This is a genomic window from Streptomyces sp. NBC_00289 (assembly GCF_041435115.1).
Classification (GTDB): Bacteria; Actinomycetota; Actinomycetes; order Streptomycetales; family Streptomycetaceae; genus Streptomyces.
Genome location: NZ_CP108046.1, coordinates 7,805,401 through 7,825,130, shown reverse-complemented (window position 1 = coordinate 7,825,130; position 19,730 = coordinate 7,805,401). Strand labels below are relative to the sequence as shown.

The following is a 19,730-nucleotide window of genomic DNA, read 5'->3' as shown; positions in this document are numbered from 1 at the left end:
GGTTCAGCTCCTGTGTTGGTACGGCGGCGGGGGCGCCGGAGGTCCCGGGCGGGCGTCGAGCGCGGTGAGCGCGTCGCGCAGCCCCCGGTGTACATCCTCGTACACCTCGACGTGTCCGTCGGTGGCGAGGTGGTCGGCGTCGGCCAGGCGCTCCAGTTGGGCGTCGACCTCGGCGTTGCCGGTGGAGGTGCGCTCCACACCCAGCGGGGCGGGAACGGCGGGGTCGTACTCCGGTTCGGCCGGAGCCTGCGGCTCCGCAGCCGTCGCTTCCGCCCGGGCCTCGACCTCGGGCACTGAGTCGCTCATGCCCCGACGCTACCGCGAAGCGCTGGGGTACCGTCGGTCGCGATGGCGACGACTGAGGAGTGCCGAGCCGCACTCGACAAGCTCTCGGACAACATGGCGGGCGCCGAAGGGGGCGTGGCCGAGGCCGCGGCCCTGGACCGCTCGCTGAGCTGCCGTATCACCGACCTGGACATCACCTTCGTCGGCCGCCTCACCGGCGGCCGGATCGAGGTGACCGACACCCTCCAGGGACCGCCGCGCGAGAAGGCCGAGATCAGACTCACCATGGCCGGGGACGACCTCGTGGCGATGGTGAACGGCGAACTCAACTTCGCGAAGGCCTGGGGCGCGGGCCGGGTGAAGCTGGAGGCGAGCCTGCGGGACGTGTTCCGCCTCAGGAAGCTTCTGTAGCGGCCGGCTTCCGGGCATCGGCCCGGTCTCCGGCCCGTGTCCTGCGGGCGGCCGGCACCACCAGCGGCGTTCCCGTCTCCGGGTCGTCGATCACCTGGCAGCGCAGCCCGAAGACGTCCTCGACCAGCTCGGCCGTGACGATGTCGCCCGGCGCGCCCTCCGCAATGATCTCGCCCTCGCGCAACGCGATGAGGTGGGTGGCGTACCGGGCGGCGTGGTTGAGGTCGTGCAGCACGGCGACGAGCGTGCGGCCCTGCTCCTCGTGCAGTTCGGCACACAGGTCGAGGACATCGATCTGGTGCTGGATGTCGAGGTACGTGGTCGGCTCGTCGAGCAGCAGCAGCGGCGTCTGCTGGGCGAGTGCCATGGCGATCCACACGCGCTGCCGCTGACCGCCCGACAGCTCGTCCACGTACCGGTCGGCCAGCTCGCCGACGCCGGTCTGCGCCATCGCCTCCCGGACGACCCGCTCGTCCTCCGTAGACCACTGACGCAGGATCCCCTGGTGCGGGTAGCGGCCGCGGCCGACCAGGTCGGCGACGGTGATGCCGTCCGGGGCGATCGAGGACTGCGGCAGCAGCCCCAGGGTCCGTGCGACCTTCTTCGCCGGCATCGACTGGATGACCTGCCCGTCGAGCAGCACCCGTCCCTGACTCGGCCTGAGCATGCGCGACAGCGCCCGCAGCAGCGTCGACTTGCCGCACGCGTTCGGGCCGACGATCACGGTGAAGGAGTTGTCGGGTATCTCGACCGACAGCTGCTCGGCGATGACACGCTGGTCGTAGGCAAGGGTGACCTGGTCGGCGGACAGGCGGTTCACGGTGCTCCTCTGCTTGTTCGGCCCGCTGGGGGTGCTGCTGTCGGCGCTCATATCCGGCCCGCCCTGCGTTCGGTGACCAGCAGCCACAGCAGGTAGACGCCACCGAGGACACCGGTGACCACGCCCACGGGCAGCTGGTCCGCGCCGAAGGTCCACTGCGAGACCCAGTCGGCGGTGACCAGCAACGCGGCGCCCATGCACAGGGACGGCAGCAGGTTCGGTCCGGGCGAGCGGGTCAGCCGCCGGGCGAGTTGCGGCGAGGTGAGCGCCACGAAGCTGACGGGACCGCAGGCGGCGGTGGCGGCCGCGGTGAGCAGGACGGCGGCCACCATCAGCACCAGCCGTACGCGTTCGACGCGCACCCCGAGCGCGTGCGAGACGTCGTCGCCCATCTCCATCATCCGCAGCCCGCGCGCATGGGCGAGGACGAGTGGTACGAGCACGGCGCACAGCACGAGCAGCGGCCAGACCTGGGTCCAGTCGCGGCCGCTGAGCGAGCCGGTCATCCAGACGACGGCACGGGACGCCTCGACGATGTCGGAGACGGTGAGCAGATAGCCGTTCACCGCGGTGACGACCGCGGAGACACCGATGCCGACCAGCACCAGCCGATAGCCGTGCACGCCCTGCTTCCAGGCGAGCAGATAGATCGCGAGCCCGGTCACCAGGCCGCCGACCAGCGCACCGACGGTGACCTGGGCTGCGGTCCCGGACATCAGCACGATCACGACGAGCGCCCCCGCCGTCGCGCCCTGCCCGAGACCGAGTACGTCCGGACTGCCCAGCGGATTGCGGGAGATGGACTGGAACAGCGCCCCGCCCAGCCCGAGCGAGGCACCGACCAGCAGGCCGACGAGGACCCGTGGCAGGCGCAGCTCGTTGACGATGAGTTCCTGCCCGGCGGTGCCGCCGCCCGCCAGCGTCCGAAGAACGTCGGCGGGCGGGATCGGGAAGTCGCCGGTCCCGATCAGCACGACGCTCGCGGTGAGCGCGACGAGCAGCAGCAGGACGACCACGACGAAGGCCCGCACGTCCAGCCGGACGGAGAGTCCGCCCGGCGTCCTGAGGGCACGGTTGCTCCGGGTGGTGCTCACAGCTGCGCCGTCCTCCGCCGTCGTACGAGAAAGATGAACACCGGCCCGCCGATGATCGCGGTGACGATGCCGACCTGGAGCTCCGCGGGCCGGGCGACGACCCTGCCGACGACATCGGAGCCGAGCAGCAGCACGGGCGACAGAAGGGTCGCGTACGGCAGGATCCAGCGCAGGTCGGGCCCGGTGAAGGACCGCACGACGTGCGGCACCATCAGGCCCACGAACACGATCGGACCGCACGCCGCGGTCGCGGCCCCGCTCAGCACGGTGGCCGCCAGCATGGACAGCGCCCGGGTGCGGTTCAGGTTGGCCCCGAGGGCCTTGGCGGTGTCGTCGCCCATGGCCATGGCGTTGAGCGGCCGGGCGAGAGCGAGCGCGAGCACCGTGCCGACCGCGAGGAACGGCAGCACCTGCACGATGGTCTCGTCGGTCGCGGAGGACAGCGAACCCACCGTCCAGAAGCGCATTTTGCCGAGCGCCGCGTCGTCCGTGATCATCACGGCCTGGAGATAGCCGTAGAGCGCGGCACTGATCGCCGTACCGGCGAGCGCGAGCCGCACCGGTGTCGCGCCCCGGCTGCCGCCGAGGAACCAGACCAGCGCCCCCACCGCGGCCGCGCCGAAGAAGGCGAACCACACGTAGCCGCTCAGCGAGGTGACGCCGAAGAAGGTGATGGCGGTGACCACGGCCGCGGAGGCGCCCGCGTTGATGCCGAGCAGGCCGGGGTCGGCCAGCGGGTTACGGGTGAGCGCCTGCAGCACGGCTCCGGACAACCCGAGGGCGGCGCCGGCCAGCAGTCCCAGGACGGTCCGCGACACCCGCTCGGACACCACGACGTCGGCGTAGGTCCCGGAGTCCTGGAACAGACCGTGCCAGACCTCTCCCATGGACAGCTGTTTCGCCCCGATCGCGATGCTTGCCAACGCGACGAGGACCAGGATCGCGACGGAGACGAGCAGGCCAAACGCTCGTATCGCCCGGCGGGTTGGGGGCGCGGGGGCGGTGTCCGCGCGCTGTTCGGGAGGACTGTCGACCAACACCCGGTTAGGTTAGCCTACCCTCGCAATCTGCCACGATTCCGGTCCACGTCGGCTCCTCGCAGGGGTTCACAGCCCTCCCCGCGGACGGCTCACCACCCCAACCGTGCCAACGCCTTCCCCGAATCCAGCTCGCAGACACCTTCCCCCGCCACCGTCCAGGCCGCCGCGCACAGCGCTCGCAGCCCGTCGACGGCCTCGCCGTCGCCCTCCAGCTCCAGTCGTTCCGTGCCGGCCGTCGCCGTCCATCCACCGCAGCGGAACCCGTCCCCCGCCTCGGTGACCTCCGGCTGCCCGGTGAGCAGGCCCCGCAGATCGGCGTCGACGAACGTCGGCCTGTGCTGCGGCGGCGCCGCGAGCAGCTGGGGGCCGTCGGTCACACCGGTCAGCACCAGCAGCGAGTCGACCTCGCCGTTGAACGCGCCCTCGATGTCCGTGTCCAGGCGGTCCCCCACCACCAGTGGCCGCTCGGCCCCGGTCCGCAGGATCGTCTCGCGGTGCATGGGCGGCAACGGCTTGCCCGCGACCTGCGGTTCGGCACCGGTGGCGATCCGGACGACCTCGACCGCCGCACCGTTGCCCGGGGCGATCCCGCGCCCGCTGGGAATGGTCAGGTCGGTGTTGGACGCGTACCACGGCACCCCGCGCGCGACGGCGTAGCTGGCCTCCGCGAAGCGGCCCCAGGGCAGGTCCGGCCCGCCGAAGCCCTGGACCACGGCCGCCGGATCGTCGTCCGCCGACTCGACGGGCTCGAGCCCCCGCTCGCGCAACGCGACCCGCAGCCCCTCCCCGCCGATCACCAGCACCCGCGCGCCCGCCGGCACCTGCTCGGCGATCAGCCGGGCCACGGCCTGTGCCGAAGTGATGACGTCCGGCGCCCCCGTCGGTATGCCCAGCTCGGTGAGGTGGTCGGCGACCGCGTCAGGCGTCCGCAGCGCGTTGTTGGTGACGTACGCGAGACGCATCCCGCCGGACCGTGCCGTGGCCAGCGAGTCGACCGCGTGGGCGATCGCGTGCCCGCCCGCGTACACCACCCCGTCCAGGTCGAGCAGCGCCGTGTCGTACGCCTCGCTCAGGGCCCGCCCACTGCCCTCGGGCCTCGTCCTGACGCTCTGGCTCATTCCACATCGCTCCTCGTTCGTCCGCTTTCCCCGATCATCCCGCATGCCACTGACACACGTACGATGCCGGGATGAACTCAGCAGGTCACTCGGAAGCAACGGCGCCCCGAGGCCTGGAACTCACCCCGTTCCGAGGCCTGCGGTACGACCCCGACCGGGTCGGCAGCCTGGCCGCCGTGACATCCCCTCCGTACGACGTCGTGGTCCGCCCCGACGGCCTGCACCACCTCCAGTCCGCGGACCCGTACAACATCGTCCGGCTGATCCTGCCCCAGGCCACCACTCCGAGTGTCCGCAACGAACAGGCCGCCGACACCCTGCGCCGCTGGCTGTCCGAGGGAGTCCTGACCACCGACTCCGAACCCGGCCTGTACGTCTACGAACAGCGGCACGACGACGGCATGCTCCAGCGCGGGATCATAGGCGCCCTGCGTCTGTCGGACCCCGCCGACGGCGTGGTGCTGCCCCACGAGGACGTCATGCCCCACGTCGTCGCCGACCGCGCGGCCCTCATGCGCGCGACCTCCGCGAACCTCGAACCGCTGCTCCTGACCTACCGGGGCGACGGCACGGGAACCGCGGCGGCCGAGGCCGTCGAGCGCACCGCCGAGCAGCCCCCGCTCCTGTCGACGACCACGGAGGACGGCTTCAGCCACCGCCTCTGGTCGATCACCGACCCGGCCGCCCTCAGCCGCATCCAGTCCGACCTGGCCCGCCACCAGGCGCTCATCGCCGACGGCCACCATCGCTGGGCCACCTACCGGCGTCTACGCGCGGAGCACCCGTCCCCGGGCCCCTGGGACTTCGGTCTGGTCCTCCTGGTGGACACCGCCCGCTACCCGCTCCGCGTCCGTGCGATCCACCGGCTGCTGCACGGCCTGCCGGTGGCCGAGGCCGTGGCCGCCCTCGACGGCCTGTTCCGCGTCCGCCGCCTGGAGGGGCCGCTCCCGGCAGCTCTGGAGACCCTGGCCGACGCGGTCCGCGCGAGCAACGCCTTCCTGCTCGCCGGCGACGGCGCCTTCCATCTCGTCGACCGCCCGGATCCGGAGCTCCTGGCGCGCACCGTCCCGGCGGACCGGCCCGCGGCCTGGCGCACCCTGGACGCGACGGTGCTGCACGCCACGCTCCTCGACCACGTCTGGCACATCCCCGAGGACTCCCCCGCCCACATCGCCTACATCCACGACACGGCGGCCACGGTCGAGAAGGCGGAACGCGACGGCGGTACGGCCGTCCTGATGCACCCCGTCCGCGAGGAGGTCGTCCGCGACCTCGCCCGCCAGGGCGTGACGATGCCCCGCAAGTCGACGTCGTTCGGCCCGAAACCGGCATCGGGACTGGTGCTGCGCGCGCTCGACGCCTGACATACGAAAGGGGCGGGATCCCGTTCCCGGAATCCCGCCCCCTTCACTCGGCGGTGTCAGTCCTTGTCGTGATCGCGATCGCCTTCGCGGTCGCGGTCCTGATCGACCTCGAGGGCATCGCCGGGTTCGGTGTCGAGGTCGTCCTCGACGCCGTCCTCAAGGTCGTCGTCAATGTCGTCGTCGACGCGGGCCTCGATGTCGTCCTCGACGTCGACGTCGTCCTTGACCTCGTCCTCGACGTCGTCCGCGGACGTGTCCCGGGGCTCACCGTCGCTGTCCTTCTCGCTCCGGATCTCGCCGTCGACCTCGTCCTCGTCCTCGTCGAGGGCATCGACGAAGTCCACGCCGTCGATCTCGGCCAGCCGGTCCGAGGCGTCCGTGCTGCCGTCCTTGTCGGCCTCCACGGCCTTCGCGAACCACTCCCGTGCCTCGCCCTCGCGGTCGGCCGCGAGCAGCGCGTCGGCGTAGGCGTACCGCAGTCGCGCGGTCCACGGCTGCACGGAGTTGGAGGCCAGCTCGGGACTCTGCAGCGTCACGATGGCCGCGTCGAGCTGCCCCATGTCGCGCCGGGCGCCGGCCGCGACGAGCCGCATCTCCACCTGCCCGGCCTTGTCGAGCTTGTGCACCTCGGGTGCACCGGCCATGTCGAGCGCCTTCTCCGGCCGCCCGAGTCCACGCTCGCAGTCGGCCATGACGGGCCACAGTTCCGCGTTGCCGGTCATCCGCCGTGCGGCCCTGAACTCGGCAAGCGCCTCGCTGTACTTCTGGTTCGCGTAGGCCGCGAACCCGGCCGCCTCACGCACCGCCGCGACGCGCGAGGCCAGCCGCAGGGCCACCCGGGAGTAGCCGTAAGCGCCCTCGGGGTCCTCGTCGATGAGCCGGGCGACCATCACCAGGTTCCTGGCGACGTCCTCCGCGAGCCCCTTCGGCAGGCTCTGCAGCTCCTGCCGTACGTCCTTGTCGATCTCGTCGCCCGTGACCTCGTCGGGAATCGGCAGCCGCTTGATCGGCTCACGGTCCCGGTCCCGCTCGTCACGGCCGCGGAAGCCACCGGGACGGTCGTCGCCCCTGCGGTCGTCACGGCCTCGGAAGCCTCCGGGGCGGCCGCTGCCGCGGTCATCACGCCGGGCGCCGAAGCCCCCACGGCCGCGATCGTCGCGGCCTCGGTCGTCGCGCCCTCGGAAGCCACCGCGCTCGTCCCGGCTGTCGTCACGCCGGAAGCCACCACGGTCACCACGGTCGTCAGTGCGCCGATCATCGCGGCGGTCGTCACGACGGGGGAAGCTCCCACGGTCGTCACTCCGCCGGTCGTCACGCGAGAAGCTCCCACGGTCGTCGCGGCGGGCAGGCCCCCGGTCATCGGTGCCACGGAAGCCGGCGCGCTCGCCTTCACGGCGGTCATCGCGTCGATCGTCCCTACGCTCGTCGCGGCGGCCGTAGGCAGGCCGCTCGCCCCGGCTATCGTCACGCCGGAATCCGCCACGCTCGGGACGGTCTCCCCGGTCGTCGCGACGGAACCCGCCGGGACGGTCGTCACGGCCGCGGAAACCCCCACGGTCACCGCGGTCATCGGTCCGACGGTCGTCACGCCGATCATCGCGACGGAAGCCGCCACGGTTGTCGTCACGACGGAAGTCACGGCGATCATCGCCACTGTCGCGCCGCTCACCACGGTCATCGCGACGGAACGGAGGACGGTCTCCGCCCCTGGCGACCCCGCCACGGTCACGGTCGTCACGACGCGGGCCGGCGGGACGGTCGTCGCGGCGCGGACCCGACGACGGCCGGTCGTCGCGACGGAAACCGCCCGAGCGGTCGTCACGACGCGGAGCACCGGAGCCCGACCGGTCGTCGCGACGGGGACCGGAAGGACGGTCGTCGCGGCGCGGTCCCGACGACGGCCGGTCGTTGCGACGGAAACCGCCCGAGCGGTCGTCACGACGCGGAGCACCGGAACCGGACCGGTCGTCACGACGGGGACCGGAAGGACGGTCGTCGCGGCGCGGACCCGACGACGGCCGGTCGTCGCGACGGAAACCGCCCGAGCGGTCGTCACGACGCGGAGCACCGGAACCGGACCGGTCGTCGCGGCGCGGAGCACCCGACCCGGAACGGTCGTCGCGGCGCGGAGCGCCGGAACTGGAACGGTCATCACGACGGGGGCCGGAAGGACGGTCGTCGCGGCGGACATAGCCGCCACGATCGCGGTCGTCACGGCCACGGAAGCCGCCACGGTCACCACGGTCGTCGCCTCGCCGGTCATCCCGGCGATCGTCACGGCGTCCGTACGCGGCACGGTCACCGCCGCGGTCGCTACCGCGGTCGCCGGCACGGTCGTTGCCGCGCTGCGGACCACCACGGAACCCGCCGCGGTCACCGCGGTCACCACTGTCCCGTCGCCGCTGGTCGCGCTCCGGTCGGTCGTCGGGAGAGTTGGTGGACATCGGTGACTCCTGTCTTCGGTACCGCAAGTCATTCTCGCGCAGCCGGGTACCCGGCGCGCTCTGGAAAAACAAAAGGACCCCTGGTCCCAGCTGAACGCTGGTGACCAGGGGTCCTCCAAAGATTGTTCGGCGGCGTCCTACTCTCCCACAGGGTCCCCCCTGCAGTACCATCGGCGCTGTGAGGCTTAGCTTCCGGGTTCGAAATGTAACCGGGCGTTTCCCTCACGCTATGGCCACCGAAACCCTATTGGTTTCGAGCGAACAAGCACACTTTTCAATTTAATGTTCTGCTCAAAGCCGACAACGGTCGTTGTCTCAGAACTAACACAGTGGACGCGAGCAACTGAGGACAAGCCCTCGGCCTATTAGTACCGGTCACCTCCACACCTTACGGTGCTTCCAGATCCGGCCTATCAACCCAGTCGTCTACTGGGAGCCTTAACCCCTCAAAGGGGGTGGGAATACTCATCTCGAAGCAGGCTTCCCGCTTAGATGCTTTCAGCGGTTATCCCTCCCGAACGTAGCCAACCAGCCATGCCCTTGGCAGGACAACTGGCACACCAGAGGTTCGTCCGTCCCGGTCCTCTCGTACTAGGGACAGCTCTTCTCAATATTCCTGCGCGCGCAGCGGATAGGGACCGAACTGTCTCACGACGTTCTAAACCCAGCTCGCGTACCGCTTTAATGGGCGAACAGCCCAACCCTTGGGACCGACTCCAGCCCCAGGATGCGACGAGCCGACATCGAGGTGCCAAACCATCCCGTCGATATGGACTCTTGGGGAAGATCAGCCTGTTATCCCCGGGGTACCTTTTATCCGTTGAGCGACGGCGCTTCCACAAGCCACCGCCGGATCACTAGTCCCGACTTTCGTCCCTGCTCGACCCGTCGGTCTCACAGTCAAGCTCCCTTGTGCACTTACACTCAACACCTGATTGCCAACCAGGCTGAGGGAACCTTTGGGCGCCTCCGTTACTCTTTAGGAGGCAACCGCCCCAGTTAAACTACCCATCAGACACTGTCCCTGATCCGGATCACGGACCCAGGTTAGACATCCAGCACGACCAGACTGGTATTTCAACGACGACTCCACCTGAACTGGCGTCCAAGCTTCACAGTCTCCCAGCTATCCTACACAAGCCGAACCGAACACCAATATCAAACTGTAGTAAAGGTCCCGGGGTCTTTCCGTCCTGCTGCGCGAAACGAGCATCTTTACTCGTAGTGCAATTTCACCGGGCCTATGGTTGAGACAGTCGAGAAGTCGTTACGCCATTCGTGCAGGTCGGAACTTACCCGACAAGGAATTTCGCTACCTTAGGATGGTTATAGTTACCACCGCCGTTTACTGGCGCTTAAGTTCTCAGCTTCGCACGCCCGAAAGCGCACTAACCGGTCCCCTTAACGTTCCAGCACCGGGCAGGCGTCAGTCCGTATACATCGCCTTACGGCTTCGCACGGACCTGTGTTTTTAGTAAACAGTCGCTTCTCGCTGGTCTCTGCGGCCACCCCCAGCTCACCGAGTAAATCGGATCACCAGTGATGGCCCCCCTTCTCCCGAAGTTACGGGGGCATTTTGCCGAGTTCCTTAACCATAGTTCACCCGAACGCCTCGGTATTCTCTACCTGACCACCTGAGTCGGTTTAGGGTACGGGCCGCCATGAAACTCGCTAGAGGCTTTTCTCGACAGCATAGGATCATCCACTTCACCACAATCGGCTCGGCATCAGGTCTCAGCCTTGATGTGCGACGGATTTACCTATCGCACGGCCTACACCCTTACCCCGGGACAACCACCGCCCGGGATGGACTACCTTCCTGCGTCACCCCATCACTCACCTACTGCAGGTCTGGTCCGTCGGCTCCACCACTTTCCTTTCCCCGAAGGGTCCGGAACGGCTTCACGGACTTAGCATCGCCTGGTTCAATGTTTGACGCTTCACAGCGGGTACCGGAATATCAACCGGTTATCCATCGACTACGCCTGTCGGCCTCGCCTTAGGTCCCGACTTACCCTGGGCAGATCAGCTTGACCCAGGAACCCTTAGTCAATCGGCGCACACGTTTCTCACGTGTGTATCGCTACTCATGCCTGCATTCTCACTCGTGAACCGTCCACCACTGCCTTCCGGCGCGGCTTCACCCGGCACACGACGCTCCCCTACCCATCCATACTCCCGTTGGGGATATGTGTATGAATGACACGACTTCGGCGGTACGCTTGAGCCCCGCTACATTGTCGGCGCGGAATCACTAGACCAGTGAGCTATTACGCACTCTTTCAAGGGTGGCTGCTTCTAAGCCAACCTCCTGGTTGTCTGTGCGACTCCACATCCTTTCCCACTTAGCGTACGCTTAGGGGCCTTAGTCGATGCTCTGGGCTGTTTCCCTCTCGACCATGGAGCTTATCCCCCACAGTCTCACTGCCGTGCTCTCACTTACCGGCATTCGGAGTTTGGCTAAGGTCAGTAACCCGGTAGGGCCCATCGCCTATCCAGTGCTCTACCTCCGGCAAGAAACACACGACGCTGCACCTAAATGCATTTCGGGGAGAACCAGCTATCACGGAGTTTGATTGGCCTTTCACCCCTAACCACAGGTCATCCCCCAGGTTTTCAACCCTGGTGGGTTCGGTCCTCCACGAAGTCTTACCTCCGCTTCAACCTGCCCATGGCTAGATCACTCCGCTTCGGGTCTTGAGCGCGCTACTGAATCGCCCTGTTCGGACTCGCTTTCGCTACGGCTTCCCCACACGGGTTAACCTCGCAACACACCGCAAACTCGCAGGCTCATTCTTCAAAAGGCACGCAGTCACGACGCATTGAGTAAACTCAATGCGCGACGCTCCCACGGCTTGTAGGCACACGGTTTCAGGTACTATTTCACTCCGCTCCCGCGGTACTTTTCACCATTCCCTCACGGTACTATCCGCTATCGGTCACCAGGGAATATTTAGGCTTAGCGGGTGGTCCCGCCAGATTCACACGGGATTTCTCGGGCCCCGTGCTACTTGGGTGTCTCTCAAACGAGCCGTTGACGTTTCGACTACGGGGGTCTTACCCTCTACGCCGGACCTTTCGCATGTCCTTCGCCTACATCAACGGTTTCTGACTCGCCTCACAGCCGGCAGACTGTGAAAGAGAGATCCCACAACCCCGCATACGCAACCCCTGCCGGGTCTCACACGTATACGGTTTGGCCTCATCCGGTTTCGCTCGCCACTACTCCCGGAATCACGGTTGTTTTCTCTTCCTGCGGGTACTGAGATGTTTCACTTCCCCGCGTTCCCTCCACATACCCTATGTGTTCAGGTATGGGTGACAGCCCATGACGACTGCCGGGTTTCCCCATTCGGAAACCCCCGGATCAAAGCCTGGTTGACGACTCCCCGGGGACTATCGTGGCCTCCCACGTCCTTCATCGGTTCCTGGTGCCAAGGCATCCACCGTGCGCCCTTAAAAACTTGGCCACAGATGCTCGCGTCCACTGTGCAGTTCTCAAACAACGACCAACCACCCATCACCCCGGACCATGAGTCCGAGTGCACTGGGGCCGGCACTGAAGGCAGCCAACAATCGGCCGTACCCTCAGATACCCAACAGCGTGCCCGGCCGCATCCCGTCCGAAGATCATGCTTTCCACACTCTTGCGAGCAGTACTTGCAGCCTCCGACCCGGAAAACCGGCCGAATAATCAACGTTCCACCCATGAGCAACCACCGTCGAACGTATGCCGACGTAATGGCCCTGGACCACCAGACAATGCCTGGCGGCCTAGATGCTCCTTAGAAAGGAGGTGATCCAGCCGCACCTTCCGGTACGGCTACCTTGTTACGACTTCGTCCCAATCGCCAGTCCCACCTTCGACAGCTCCCTCCCACAAGGGGTTGGGCCACCGGCTTCGGGTGTTACCGACTTTCGTGACGTGACGGGCGGTGTGTACAAGGCCCGGGAACGTATTCACCGCAGCAATGCTGATCTGCGATTACTAGCAACTCCGACTTCATGGGGTCGAGTTGCAGACCCCAATCCGAACTGAGACAGGCTTTTTGAGATTCGCTCCACCTCACGGTATCGCAGCTCATTGTACCTGCCATTGTAGCACGTGTGCAGCCCAAGACATAAGGGGCATGATGACTTGACGTCGTCCCCACCTTCCTCCGAGTTGACCCCGGCAGTCTCCTGTGAGTCCCCATCACCCCGAAGGGCATGCTGGCAACACAGAACAAGGGTTGCGCTCGTTGCGGGACTTAACCCAACATCTCACGACACGAGCTGACGACAGCCATGCACCACCTGTCACCCGACCACAAGGGGGGCACCATCTCTGATGCTTTCCGGGCGATGTCAAGCCTTGGTAAGGTTCTTCGCGTTGCGTCGAATTAAGCCACATGCTCCGCTGCTTGTGCGGGCCCCCGTCAATTCCTTTGAGTTTTAGCCTTGCGGCCGTACTCCCCAGGCGGGGAACTTAATGCGTTAGCTGCGGCACCGACGACGTGGAATGTCGCCAACACCTAGTTCCCACCGTTTACGGCGTGGACTACCAGGGTATCTAATCCTGTTCGCTCCCCACGCTTTCGCTCCTCAGCGTCAGTAATGGCCCAGAGATCCGCCTTCGCCACCGGTGTTCCTCCTGATATCTGCGCATTTCACCGCTACACCAGGAATTCCGATCTCCCCTACCACACTCTAGCCTGCCCGTATCGACTGCAGACCCGGGGTTAAGCCCCGGGCTTTCACAACCGACGCGACAAGCCGCCTACGAGCTCTTTACGCCCAATAATTCCGGACAACGCTTGCGCCCTACGTATTACCGCGGCTGCTGGCACGTAGTTAGCCGGCGCTTCTTCTGCAGGTACCGTCACTTTCGCTTCTTCCCTGCTGAAAGAGGTTTACAACCCGAAGGCCGTCATCCCTCACGCGGCGTCGCTGCATCAGGCTTTCGCCCATTGTGCAATATTCCCCACTGCTGCCTCCCGTAGGAGTCTGGGCCGTGTCTCAGTCCCAGTGTGGCCGGTCGCCCTCTCAGGCCGGCTACCCGTCGTCGCCTTGGTGAGCCATTACCTCACCAACAAGCTGATAGGCCGCGGGCTCATCCTTCACCGCCGGAGCTTTTAACCCCCACAGATGCCTGCAGGAGTGTTATCCGGTATTAGACCCCGTTTCCAGGGCTTGTCCCAGAGTGAAGGGCAGATTGCCCACGTGTTACTCACCCGTTCGCCACTAATCCCCACCGAAGTGGTTCATCGTTCGACTTGCATGTGTTAAGCACGCCGCCAGCGTTCGTCCTGAGCCAGGATCAAACTCTCCGTGAATGTTGTCCCGTAATCGGGATGACACCACGAGAGCGGAACAGCCAGGCGGAATAAGCCCGGCCGTTCACAGCGTCCTCGCTGTGTTTACTTCAAAGGAACCACGCCCCGACCAGACGGCCGGAGACGGGGTATCAACATATCTGGCGTTGATTTTTGGCACGCTGTTGAGTTCTCAAGGAACGGACGCTTCCTTTGTACTCACCCGAGACACTGTCTCGCGGCTTTCCTCCGGGCGCTTCCCTTCGGTCTTGCGTTTCCGACTCTATCAGACCGTTTTTCGATCCGATTCCCAGTCGGTGGGATATGCCGAATGGCTTTTGCTTTCGCTGTCGGCCTTTCGACATTCACTACGTTAGCCGATCCCCCTCGCCAACTCATAATCGAGTCCGCGGGTCCCGAATTCAGACATGCAAGCACGCCGAACTCGCCCTCGCTGAGGGGGATTCATAGGTAGTGGGTTGGCCACTTCCGGCTGCTGGCGATCGCCGTACCCGGGTCAAGCGGCTCGGGCTACATTACGCACCTTCCCAAGACGCGTCAACTTGAGCGACGCCTGGGCACATGGGCCCGATAAGGGCTCACCGTCGGGTCGTTGGCGATCCAGAAGCGCCAGGGGTGGACGCCTCCGTCGCCGGCCACTCCGGTGCGGGGACCGTTGCGTACCTGGTCGGCGGCCACGGGTGTGCCGGTCAGGACCCGCAGGGGGGTTTCGTCGACCGCGCACGCGTCCGTGCCGTTCAGTGCTCGGTCCACCCCCAGGGCGGTGGCCAGGCGGGCCGGCCCTTTGGCCAGTTCCTTGTCATTTCGGGCCGAGAGTCTACGTTTGCGAGCCGACTCGGCCCCCTCGACGATCTCGCCGGCGCGGAGCAGGACCGCGCTGGAGGTGCCCTCGGGACCGCACACGAGGTTCATGCAGAACCACATGCCGTAGGTGAAGTAGACGTACACGTGTCCGGGGGGACCGAACATCACGCCGTTGCGGGCTGTGGGGCCGCGATAGGCGTGCGAGCCCGGGTCGTTGGGTCCGTCGTACGCCTCGACCTCTGTCAGGCGCAGGACGATCGGACCGTCCGGGGTGCTGCGGACCAGGAGACGGCCGAGGAGATCGGGGGCGACCTCCAGTACAGGGCGGTCGAAGAACTCTCTGGCCAGAGGCGTACGGTCGGGGGTCGCGATCATGCCGTCCGAGGGTAGTGCAGACGGGCGGACGCAACGGGGTGGCCAAGGCGCCTTCGCCTTGCCAGGGTGAGGGCGCGGAACCGGCCGGGGCCGGATCGCGTTTCTAGGGATCAAGGACCCACACGTAAAGGGAGTGTCATGGCGTTCAAGAAGCTGCTCGCGAGCCTGGGGGCCGGCGGGGCTTCGGTCGAGACGGTGCTGACCGAGGTCAACGTCGTTCCGGGCGGCGTCGTCCAGGGTGAGGTGCGGATCCAGGGCGGTTCCGTCAACCAGGCCATCGAGGGACTCTCCGTCGGACTGCAGGCCAAGGTCGAGGTCGAGAGCGGCGACGAGGAGTACAAGCAGAACATCGAGTTCACGAAGCTGCGGCTCGGCGGCGCCTTCGAGCTGCAGGCGGGTGCCGTGCACGCGGTGCCGTTCGGGCTCGAGATCCCGTGGGAGACGCCGATCACGACGATCGACGGCCAGACGCTGCGTGGCATGAACATCGGGGTGACCACCGAGCTGGAGATCGCCCGCGCCGTGGACTCCGGCGACCTCGACCCGATCAACGTGCACCCGCTGCCCGCGCAGAAGGCCATCCTGGACGCCTTCATCCAGCTCGGCTTCCGCTTCAAGAACGCGGACCTGGAGCGCGGTCACATCCGGGGTACCCGGCAGAAGCTGCCGTTCTACCAGGAGGTCGAGTTCTTCCCGCCGTCGCAGTACCGGGGTCTCAACCAGGTCGAGTTGAGCTTCGTGGCCGACGAGCACGCGATGGACGTCGTCCTGGAGATGGACAAGAAGCCCGGTCTGTTCGGCGAGGGCAGTGACACCTTCCGCTCCTTCCAGGTCGGTCTGCACGACTACCAGGGCACCGACTGGGCGGGCTATCTCAACCAGTGGCTGTCTGAGGTCGGCAGCAAGCGCAACTGGTTCTAGGCTCGGAACCACCAGTTCCAGGCATCGTTCAGGAGGTACCGAGGTGACCGAGCTCAAGAGGCGGCCGCTCCCCCATGACTTCCATCCGCCCGTGCCGTCGTTCACGGTGACGAGCGAGGACGTCCCGGCGGGCGGGACACTCGAGGATGCTCAGGTCCACGCGGCCGGCAACACCTCACCGCACCTGCGGTGGGAGGGCTTCCCACCCGAGACCAAGAGTTTCGCCGTGACGTGCTACGACCCGGACGCCCCCACGGGCAGCGGGTTCTGGCACTGGGTGGTGTTCGACATCCCGGTCTCGGTGACCGAGCTGCCTTCAGGCGCGGGCACCGGCAAGTTCGAGGGTCTTCCGGAGGGTGCCGTCCAGGCGCGCAACGACTACGGGTCGAAGGACTTCGGAGGTGCCGCGCCGCCGCCCGGTGACGGGCCGCACCGGTACGTGTTCACGGTGTACGCCGTGGACGAGGAGAAGCTCGGTCCGGACTCGGACGCCAGTCCCGCCGCCGTGGGCTTCAACCTGCGGTTCCACGCGCTGGCCCGCGCCCAGCTGATCGCTGAGTACGAGCTGCCCGCCGAAGGATGACGTTCATTGAACGTTTGCCCGCCTCTGGTCTTGGAATTGATCAGGGGCGGGCATTTTTATTGCGTTGTCCATCTCGGCGTGCCCGGCCAGAGTTGATCCAAGCCCGCCAGGGGGTGGGCCGGTGCGCATGGGAGGTGGGCTGGATGCGGGACACGCTGGTGCTGAACGCGAGCTTCGAGCCGCTGTCGACGGTGACCTTGAATCGAGCCGTCGTTCTGGTGCTGCAGGACAAGGCCGTCGTCGAGCAGGCCCACCCCGAACTGCGTATGCGCGGAGCCGTGGTGGACATACCCGCGCCCCGGGTGATCAGGCTCTGCAGGTACGTACGGGTGCCGTTTCGAAGACAAGCGCCGTGGTCGAGGCGGGGCGTTCTGGTGCGGGACCGGCACAGGTGCGCGTACTGCGGCAGGCGGGCGACCACCGTGGACCACGTGGTGCCGCGGGCGCAGGGTGGTCAGGACTCGTGGCTGAACACGGTCGCGTCCTGCGCCGAGGACAACCACCGCAAGGCGGCCCGCACTCCGGACCAGGCGGGTATGCCGCTGCTGCGGCAGCCGTTCGAGCCGACTCCGGCGGACGCGATGCTGCTGTCGCTGGGACACGAGGACTTCGACGCGCTGCCGGATTGGCTGGCCCAGCCGGCGGCCTAGCCGCCGTGCCCCCGGCCCCCACAGCGAAGCGGGCCCGCCCTCCGTCGGAGGGCGGGCCCGGTGTCGTGGACGGGCAGGTCAGTCGAGGGACGGCTTCTCCCGGCGTTCCGTGCCGCCGGAACCGCCGGAGTTCCCTCCGTTACCGGAGTTGCCCCCGCCGCCGAAGTTCCCCCCGCCGCCGAAGTTCCCGAACGCGCCGGACAGGCCCTTGAGGGCGTCGCCGATCTCGCTGGGCACGATCCAGAGCTTGTTGGCGTCGCCCTCGGCGATCTTCGGAAGCATCTGGAGGTACTGGTAGGAGAGCAGCTTCTGGTCCGGGTCTCCGGCGTGGATGGCCTCGAAGACCGTACGGACGGCCTGGGCCTCGCCCTCGGCGCGCAGGGCCGCTGCCTTGGCCTCACCCTCGGCGCGCAGGATCTGGGACTGCTTCTCGCCCTCGGCGGTGAGGATGGCCGCCTGACGCGTGCCTTCGGCGGTGAGGATCGCGGCGCGCTTGTCACGGTCGGCGCGCATCTGCTTCTCCATCGAGTCCTGGATGGAGGTGGGCGGCTCGATCGCCTTGAGCTCGACGCGGTTGACGCGGATGCCCCACTTGCCGGTGGCCTCGTCGAGGACTCCGCGCAGGGCCGCGTTGATCTCCTCGCGGGAGGTCAGGGTCCGCTCCAGGTCCATGCCGCCGATGATGTTGCGGAGGGTGGTGACGGTCAGCTGCTCGATGGCCTGGATGTAGCTGGCGACCTCGTAGGTGGCGGCCCTGGCGTCGGTCACCTGGTAGTAGATGACCGTGTCGATGTTGACGACCAGGTTGTCCTGGGTGATCACCGGCTGGGGCGGGAACGGCACGACCTGTTCACGCAGGTCGATGCGGTTGCGGATGGTGTCTATGAACGGGACGACGATGTTGAGGCCCGCGTTGAGCGTTCGGGTGTAGCGGCCGAAGCGCTCGACGATGGCCGCGCTGGCCTGTGGGATGACTTGGATCGTCTTGATGAGGGCGATGAAGACCAACACCACCAAGATGATCAGAACGATGATGACCGGTTCCATCGTCGGCTCCCCGTGCCCTTCTTCGTATCGGCGTTTTCGGCAGATCTTATGCTTGTTGAAGATCTTGCTGGTCGAGTCTGACAGACCGTCGCATGGCCTGTGAGGCGTTCGGTTCAGTACGTCGTACGAGGTCACATGATGATCGCGGTGGCGCCCTCGATATCCACGACGTCCACTTCCTGACCCACTTCGTAGGCACGGTCGGTGTCCAGCGAGCGGGCCGACCAGATTTCCCCGGCAAGCTTGATCCGGCCGCCGCCGGAGCCGTCCACACGCTCCAGCACGATGGCCTGTTTGCCCTTCAACGCGTCGATGCCCGTGGCGAGTTGGGGTCGCCGCGCGTGCCGGTTCGCGATCGGCCGTACGACGGCGATGAGCGCGACCGAGACGGCGACGAAGACGAGTACCTGGACGACGACGCCGCCACCGAGTCCGGCGACGGTCGCGGCCGCCACGGCGCCCACGGCGAACATGCCGAACTCCGGCATCGCGGTCACCACGAGCGGGATTCCGAGCGCTGCCGCGCCGACCAGCCACCACACCCATGCGTCGATGTCGTTCACATGGTCATGGTAGGTCCGCAAGTGCCCCACGGACAGGGCGCGATGGGGCGGGAAGGGGCTTCTTACCTTTGTTTTCGCGGGTGGTTCACCGCTTTACGACAGCGGCAGGCCCTGCGCGGTCCAGCGCTCACCGACCTGCTCGACGACGAGCGGGAGGCCGAAGCAGAGGGAGAGGTTGCGGGAGCTGAGTTCGAGCTCCAGCGGGCCGGCGGCCAGAACCCTGCCCTGGCGGATCATCAGGACGTGGGTGAAGCCGGGCGCGATCTCCTCGACATGGTGCGTGACCATGATCATCGACGGCGCGATCGGGTCGCGGGCGAGGCGGCCGAGGCGACGGACGAGGTCCTCGCGGCCGCCGAGGTCGAGACCGGCGGCGGGCTCGTCCAGGAGGAGCAGCTCGGGGTCGGTCATCAGCGCGCGGGCGATGAGGGTGCGCTTGCGCTCGCCCTCGGAGAGGGTGCCGAAGCGGCGCTCGAGGAAGTCGCTCATGCCGAGGCGGTCGAGGAAGGCGCGGGCGCGCTGCTCGTCGATGTCCTCGTACTCCTCCTGCCAGCCGGCGGTCATGCCGTAGGCGGCGGTCAGCACGGTCTGCAGGACGGTCTGGCGCTTGGGCAGCTTGTCGGCCATGGCGAGACCGGCCATGCCGATGCGGGGGCGCAGTTCGAAGACGTCCGTGCCGGGCCTGCCGAGGGTCTCGCCGAGGATGGTGGCGCTGCCCTGGCTGGGGTAGAGGTAGCTGGAGGCGACGTTCAGGAGAGTGGTCTTGCCGGCGCCGTTCGGACCGAGGATGACCCAGCGCTCGCCCTCCTTGACCGACCAGGAGACCTGGTCCACCAGAGCCCGGCCCTCGCGGACCACGGATACGTCCTGAAGCTCCAGAACATCGCTCATGAGCG

Annotated in this window: 15 protein-coding genes and 3 rRNA genes; 5 read left to right on the top strand and 13 right to left on the bottom strand. The window is 66.8% G+C overall.

All coding sequences use genetic code 11. From position 1 onward, the window contains the following. Positions 1-3: 3 nt before the first annotated feature. On the bottom strand, positions 4-306 hold the full coding sequence (locus OG985_RS35405; protein ID WP_371672443.1) for a hypothetical protein: 303 nt from the start codon (positions 304-306) through the stop codon (positions 4-6). Positions 307-348: 42 nt separating this feature from the next. Here OG985_RS35405 and OG985_RS35400 point away from each other — a divergent pair, with 42 nt between their 5' ends. Beyond that, entirely contained in the window at positions 349-696 is a 348-nt protein-coding gene (locus OG985_RS35400) for an SCP2 sterol-binding domain-containing protein (protein WP_371672442.1), read from the top strand. Here OG985_RS35400 and OG985_RS35395 read toward each other — a convergent pair. From OG985_RS35395 to OG985_RS35380, 4 genes are all read right to left on the bottom strand, one after another. Further along, entirely contained in the window at positions 680-1,567 is an 888-nt protein-coding gene (locus OG985_RS35395) for an ABC transporter ATP-binding protein (protein ID WP_371672441.1), read from the bottom strand. The two genes, OG985_RS35400 and OG985_RS35395, sit on opposite strands and share 17 nt — an antisense overlap. Next, the gene (locus tag OG985_RS35390) at positions 1,564-2,610 is read right to left on the bottom strand and encodes a FecCD family ABC transporter permease (protein ID WP_371672440.1); all 1,047 of its coding nucleotides are present in this window, start codon (positions 2,608-2,610) and stop codon (positions 1,564-1,566) included. The genes OG985_RS35395 and OG985_RS35390 overlap by 4 nt, the downstream gene beginning before the upstream one ends. Next, positions 2,607-3,650: a FecCD family ABC transporter permease gene (locus OG985_RS35385; RefSeq protein ID WP_371672439.1), complete on the bottom strand. Its 1,044-nt coding sequence runs from the start codon at positions 3,648-3,650 to the stop codon at positions 2,607-2,609. The genes OG985_RS35390 and OG985_RS35385 overlap by 4 nt, the downstream gene beginning before the upstream one ends. Before the next feature lie 89 nt (positions 3,651-3,739). Beyond that, positions 3,740-4,768 (bottom strand): HAD hydrolase-like protein, encoded by a 1,029-nt coding sequence (locus OG985_RS35380; protein WP_371672437.1) that lies wholly within the window; start codon positions 4,766-4,768, stop codon positions 3,740-3,742. A 71-nt stretch (positions 4,769-4,839) separates the two neighbouring features. Between OG985_RS35380 and OG985_RS35375 the strand changes: the two genes are divergently transcribed. Further along, positions 4,840-6,132 (top strand): DUF1015 domain-containing protein, encoded by a 1,293-nt coding sequence (locus OG985_RS35375; protein WP_371672436.1) that lies wholly within the window; start codon positions 4,840-4,842, stop codon positions 6,130-6,132. A 56-nt stretch (positions 6,133-6,188) separates the two neighbouring features. Here the strand turns inward: OG985_RS35375 and OG985_RS35370 are convergent, their stop codons facing one another. The 5 genes from OG985_RS35370 to OG985_RS35350 all read right to left on the bottom strand — a co-directional run bounded on the left by OG985_RS35370 (position 6,189) and on the right by OG985_RS35350 (position 15,070). Further along, positions 6,189-7,130 carry a hypothetical protein gene (locus tag OG985_RS35370; RefSeq protein ID WP_371674589.1) on the bottom strand — a complete coding sequence of 314 codons (942 nt, stop codon included), beginning with the start codon at positions 7,128-7,130 and terminating at the stop codon, positions 6,189-6,191. A 1,570-nt stretch (positions 7,131-8,700) separates the two neighbouring features. Next, positions 8,701-8,817, bottom strand: a 5S ribosomal RNA gene (gene rrf / locus OG985_RS35365). A gap of 104 nt (positions 8,818-8,921) precedes the next feature. Further along, positions 8,922-12,046, bottom strand: a 23S ribosomal RNA gene (locus OG985_RS35360). Between the two features lie 319 nt (positions 12,047-12,365). Then, positions 12,366-13,891: ribosomal RNA gene (locus tag OG985_RS35355) — 16S ribosomal RNA — on the bottom strand. The 16S, 23S and 5S rRNA genes sit together here, the layout of an rRNA operon. Positions 13,892-14,428: 537 nt before the next feature. Beyond that, on the bottom strand, positions 14,429-15,070 hold the full coding sequence (locus OG985_RS35350; protein ID WP_371672435.1) for a DNA-3-methyladenine glycosylase: 642 nt from the start codon (positions 15,068-15,070) through the stop codon (positions 14,429-14,431). A gap of 138 nt (positions 15,071-15,208) precedes the next feature. Between OG985_RS35350 and OG985_RS35345 the strand changes: the two genes are divergently transcribed. The 3 genes from OG985_RS35345 (at position 15,209) to OG985_RS35335 (ending at position 17,224) form a co-directional block, all read left to right on the top strand. Then, positions 15,209-15,991 (top strand): sporulation protein, encoded by a 783-nt coding sequence (locus OG985_RS35345; protein ID WP_371672434.1) that lies wholly within the window; start codon positions 15,209-15,211, stop codon positions 15,989-15,991. Positions 15,992-16,034: 43 nt separating this feature from the next. Beyond that, positions 16,035-16,574 carry a YbhB/YbcL family Raf kinase inhibitor-like protein gene (locus OG985_RS35340; protein ID WP_371672433.1) on the top strand — a complete coding sequence of 180 codons (540 nt, stop codon included), beginning with the start codon at positions 16,035-16,037 and terminating at the stop codon, positions 16,572-16,574. A 143-nt stretch (positions 16,575-16,717) separates the two neighbouring features. After that, entirely contained in the window at positions 16,718-17,224 is a 507-nt protein-coding gene (locus OG985_RS35335) for an HNH endonuclease (protein WP_371672432.1), read from the top strand. A 78-nt stretch (positions 17,225-17,302) separates the two neighbouring features. On the opposite strand, the gene OG985_RS35330 is transcribed toward OG985_RS35335, so the two are convergent. From OG985_RS35330 to OG985_RS35320, 3 genes are all read right to left on the bottom strand, one after another. Next, positions 17,303-18,271, bottom strand: coding sequence for an SPFH domain-containing protein (locus OG985_RS35330; RefSeq protein ID WP_371672431.1), 969 nt, complete (start codon positions 18,269-18,271; stop codon positions 17,303-17,305). Between the two features lie 131 nt (positions 18,272-18,402). Beyond that, complete coding sequence (locus tag OG985_RS35325; RefSeq protein WP_371672430.1) at positions 18,403-18,834, bottom strand: NfeD family protein; 432 nt, start codon at positions 18,832-18,834, stop codon at positions 18,403-18,405. 93 nt (positions 18,835-18,927) lie between these two features. Continuing rightward, positions 18,928-19,725, bottom strand: coding sequence for an ABC transporter ATP-binding protein (locus tag OG985_RS35320; protein ID WP_371672428.1), 798 nt, complete (start codon positions 19,723-19,725; stop codon positions 18,928-18,930). Positions 19,726-19,730 lie beyond the last annotated feature (5 nt).

Excerpts from the sequence above, each read along its gene's own strand:
- OG985_RS35405 (WP_371672443.1), bottom strand. The coding sequence starts at position 306 with ATGAGCGACTCAGTGCCCGAGGTCGAGGCCCGGGCGGAAGCGACGGCT.
- OG985_RS35400 (WP_371672442.1), top strand. The coding sequence starts at position 349 with ATGGCGACGACTGAGGAGTGCCGAGCCGCACTCGACAAGCTCTCGGAC.
- OG985_RS35395 (WP_371672441.1), bottom strand. The coding sequence starts at position 1,567 with ATGAGCGCCGACAGCAGCACCCCCAGCGGGCCGAACAAGCAGAGGAGC.
- OG985_RS35380 (WP_371672437.1), bottom strand. The coding sequence starts at position 4,768 with ATGAGCCAGAGCGTCAGGACGAGGCCCGAGGGCAGTGGGCGGGCCCTG.
- OG985_RS35375 (WP_371672436.1), top strand. The coding sequence starts at position 4,840 with ATGAACTCAGCAGGTCACTCGGAAGCAACGGCGCCCCGAGGCCTGGAA.
- OG985_RS35350 (WP_371672435.1), bottom strand. The coding sequence starts at position 15,070 with ATGATCGCGACCCCCGACCGTACGCCTCTGGCCAGAGAGTTCTTCGAC.
- OG985_RS35345 (WP_371672434.1), top strand. The coding sequence starts at position 15,209 with ATGGCGTTCAAGAAGCTGCTCGCGAGCCTGGGGGCCGGCGGGGCTTCG.
- OG985_RS35335 (WP_371672432.1), top strand. The coding sequence starts at position 16,718 with ATGCGGGACACGCTGGTGCTGAACGCGAGCTTCGAGCCGCTGTCGACG.
- OG985_RS35330 (WP_371672431.1), bottom strand. The coding sequence starts at position 18,271 with ATGGAACCGGTCATCATCGTTCTGATCATCTTGGTGGTGTTGGTCTTC.
- OG985_RS35320 (WP_371672428.1), bottom strand. The coding sequence starts at position 19,725 with ATGAGCGATGTTCTGGAGCTTCAGGACGTATCCGTGGTCCGCGAGGGC.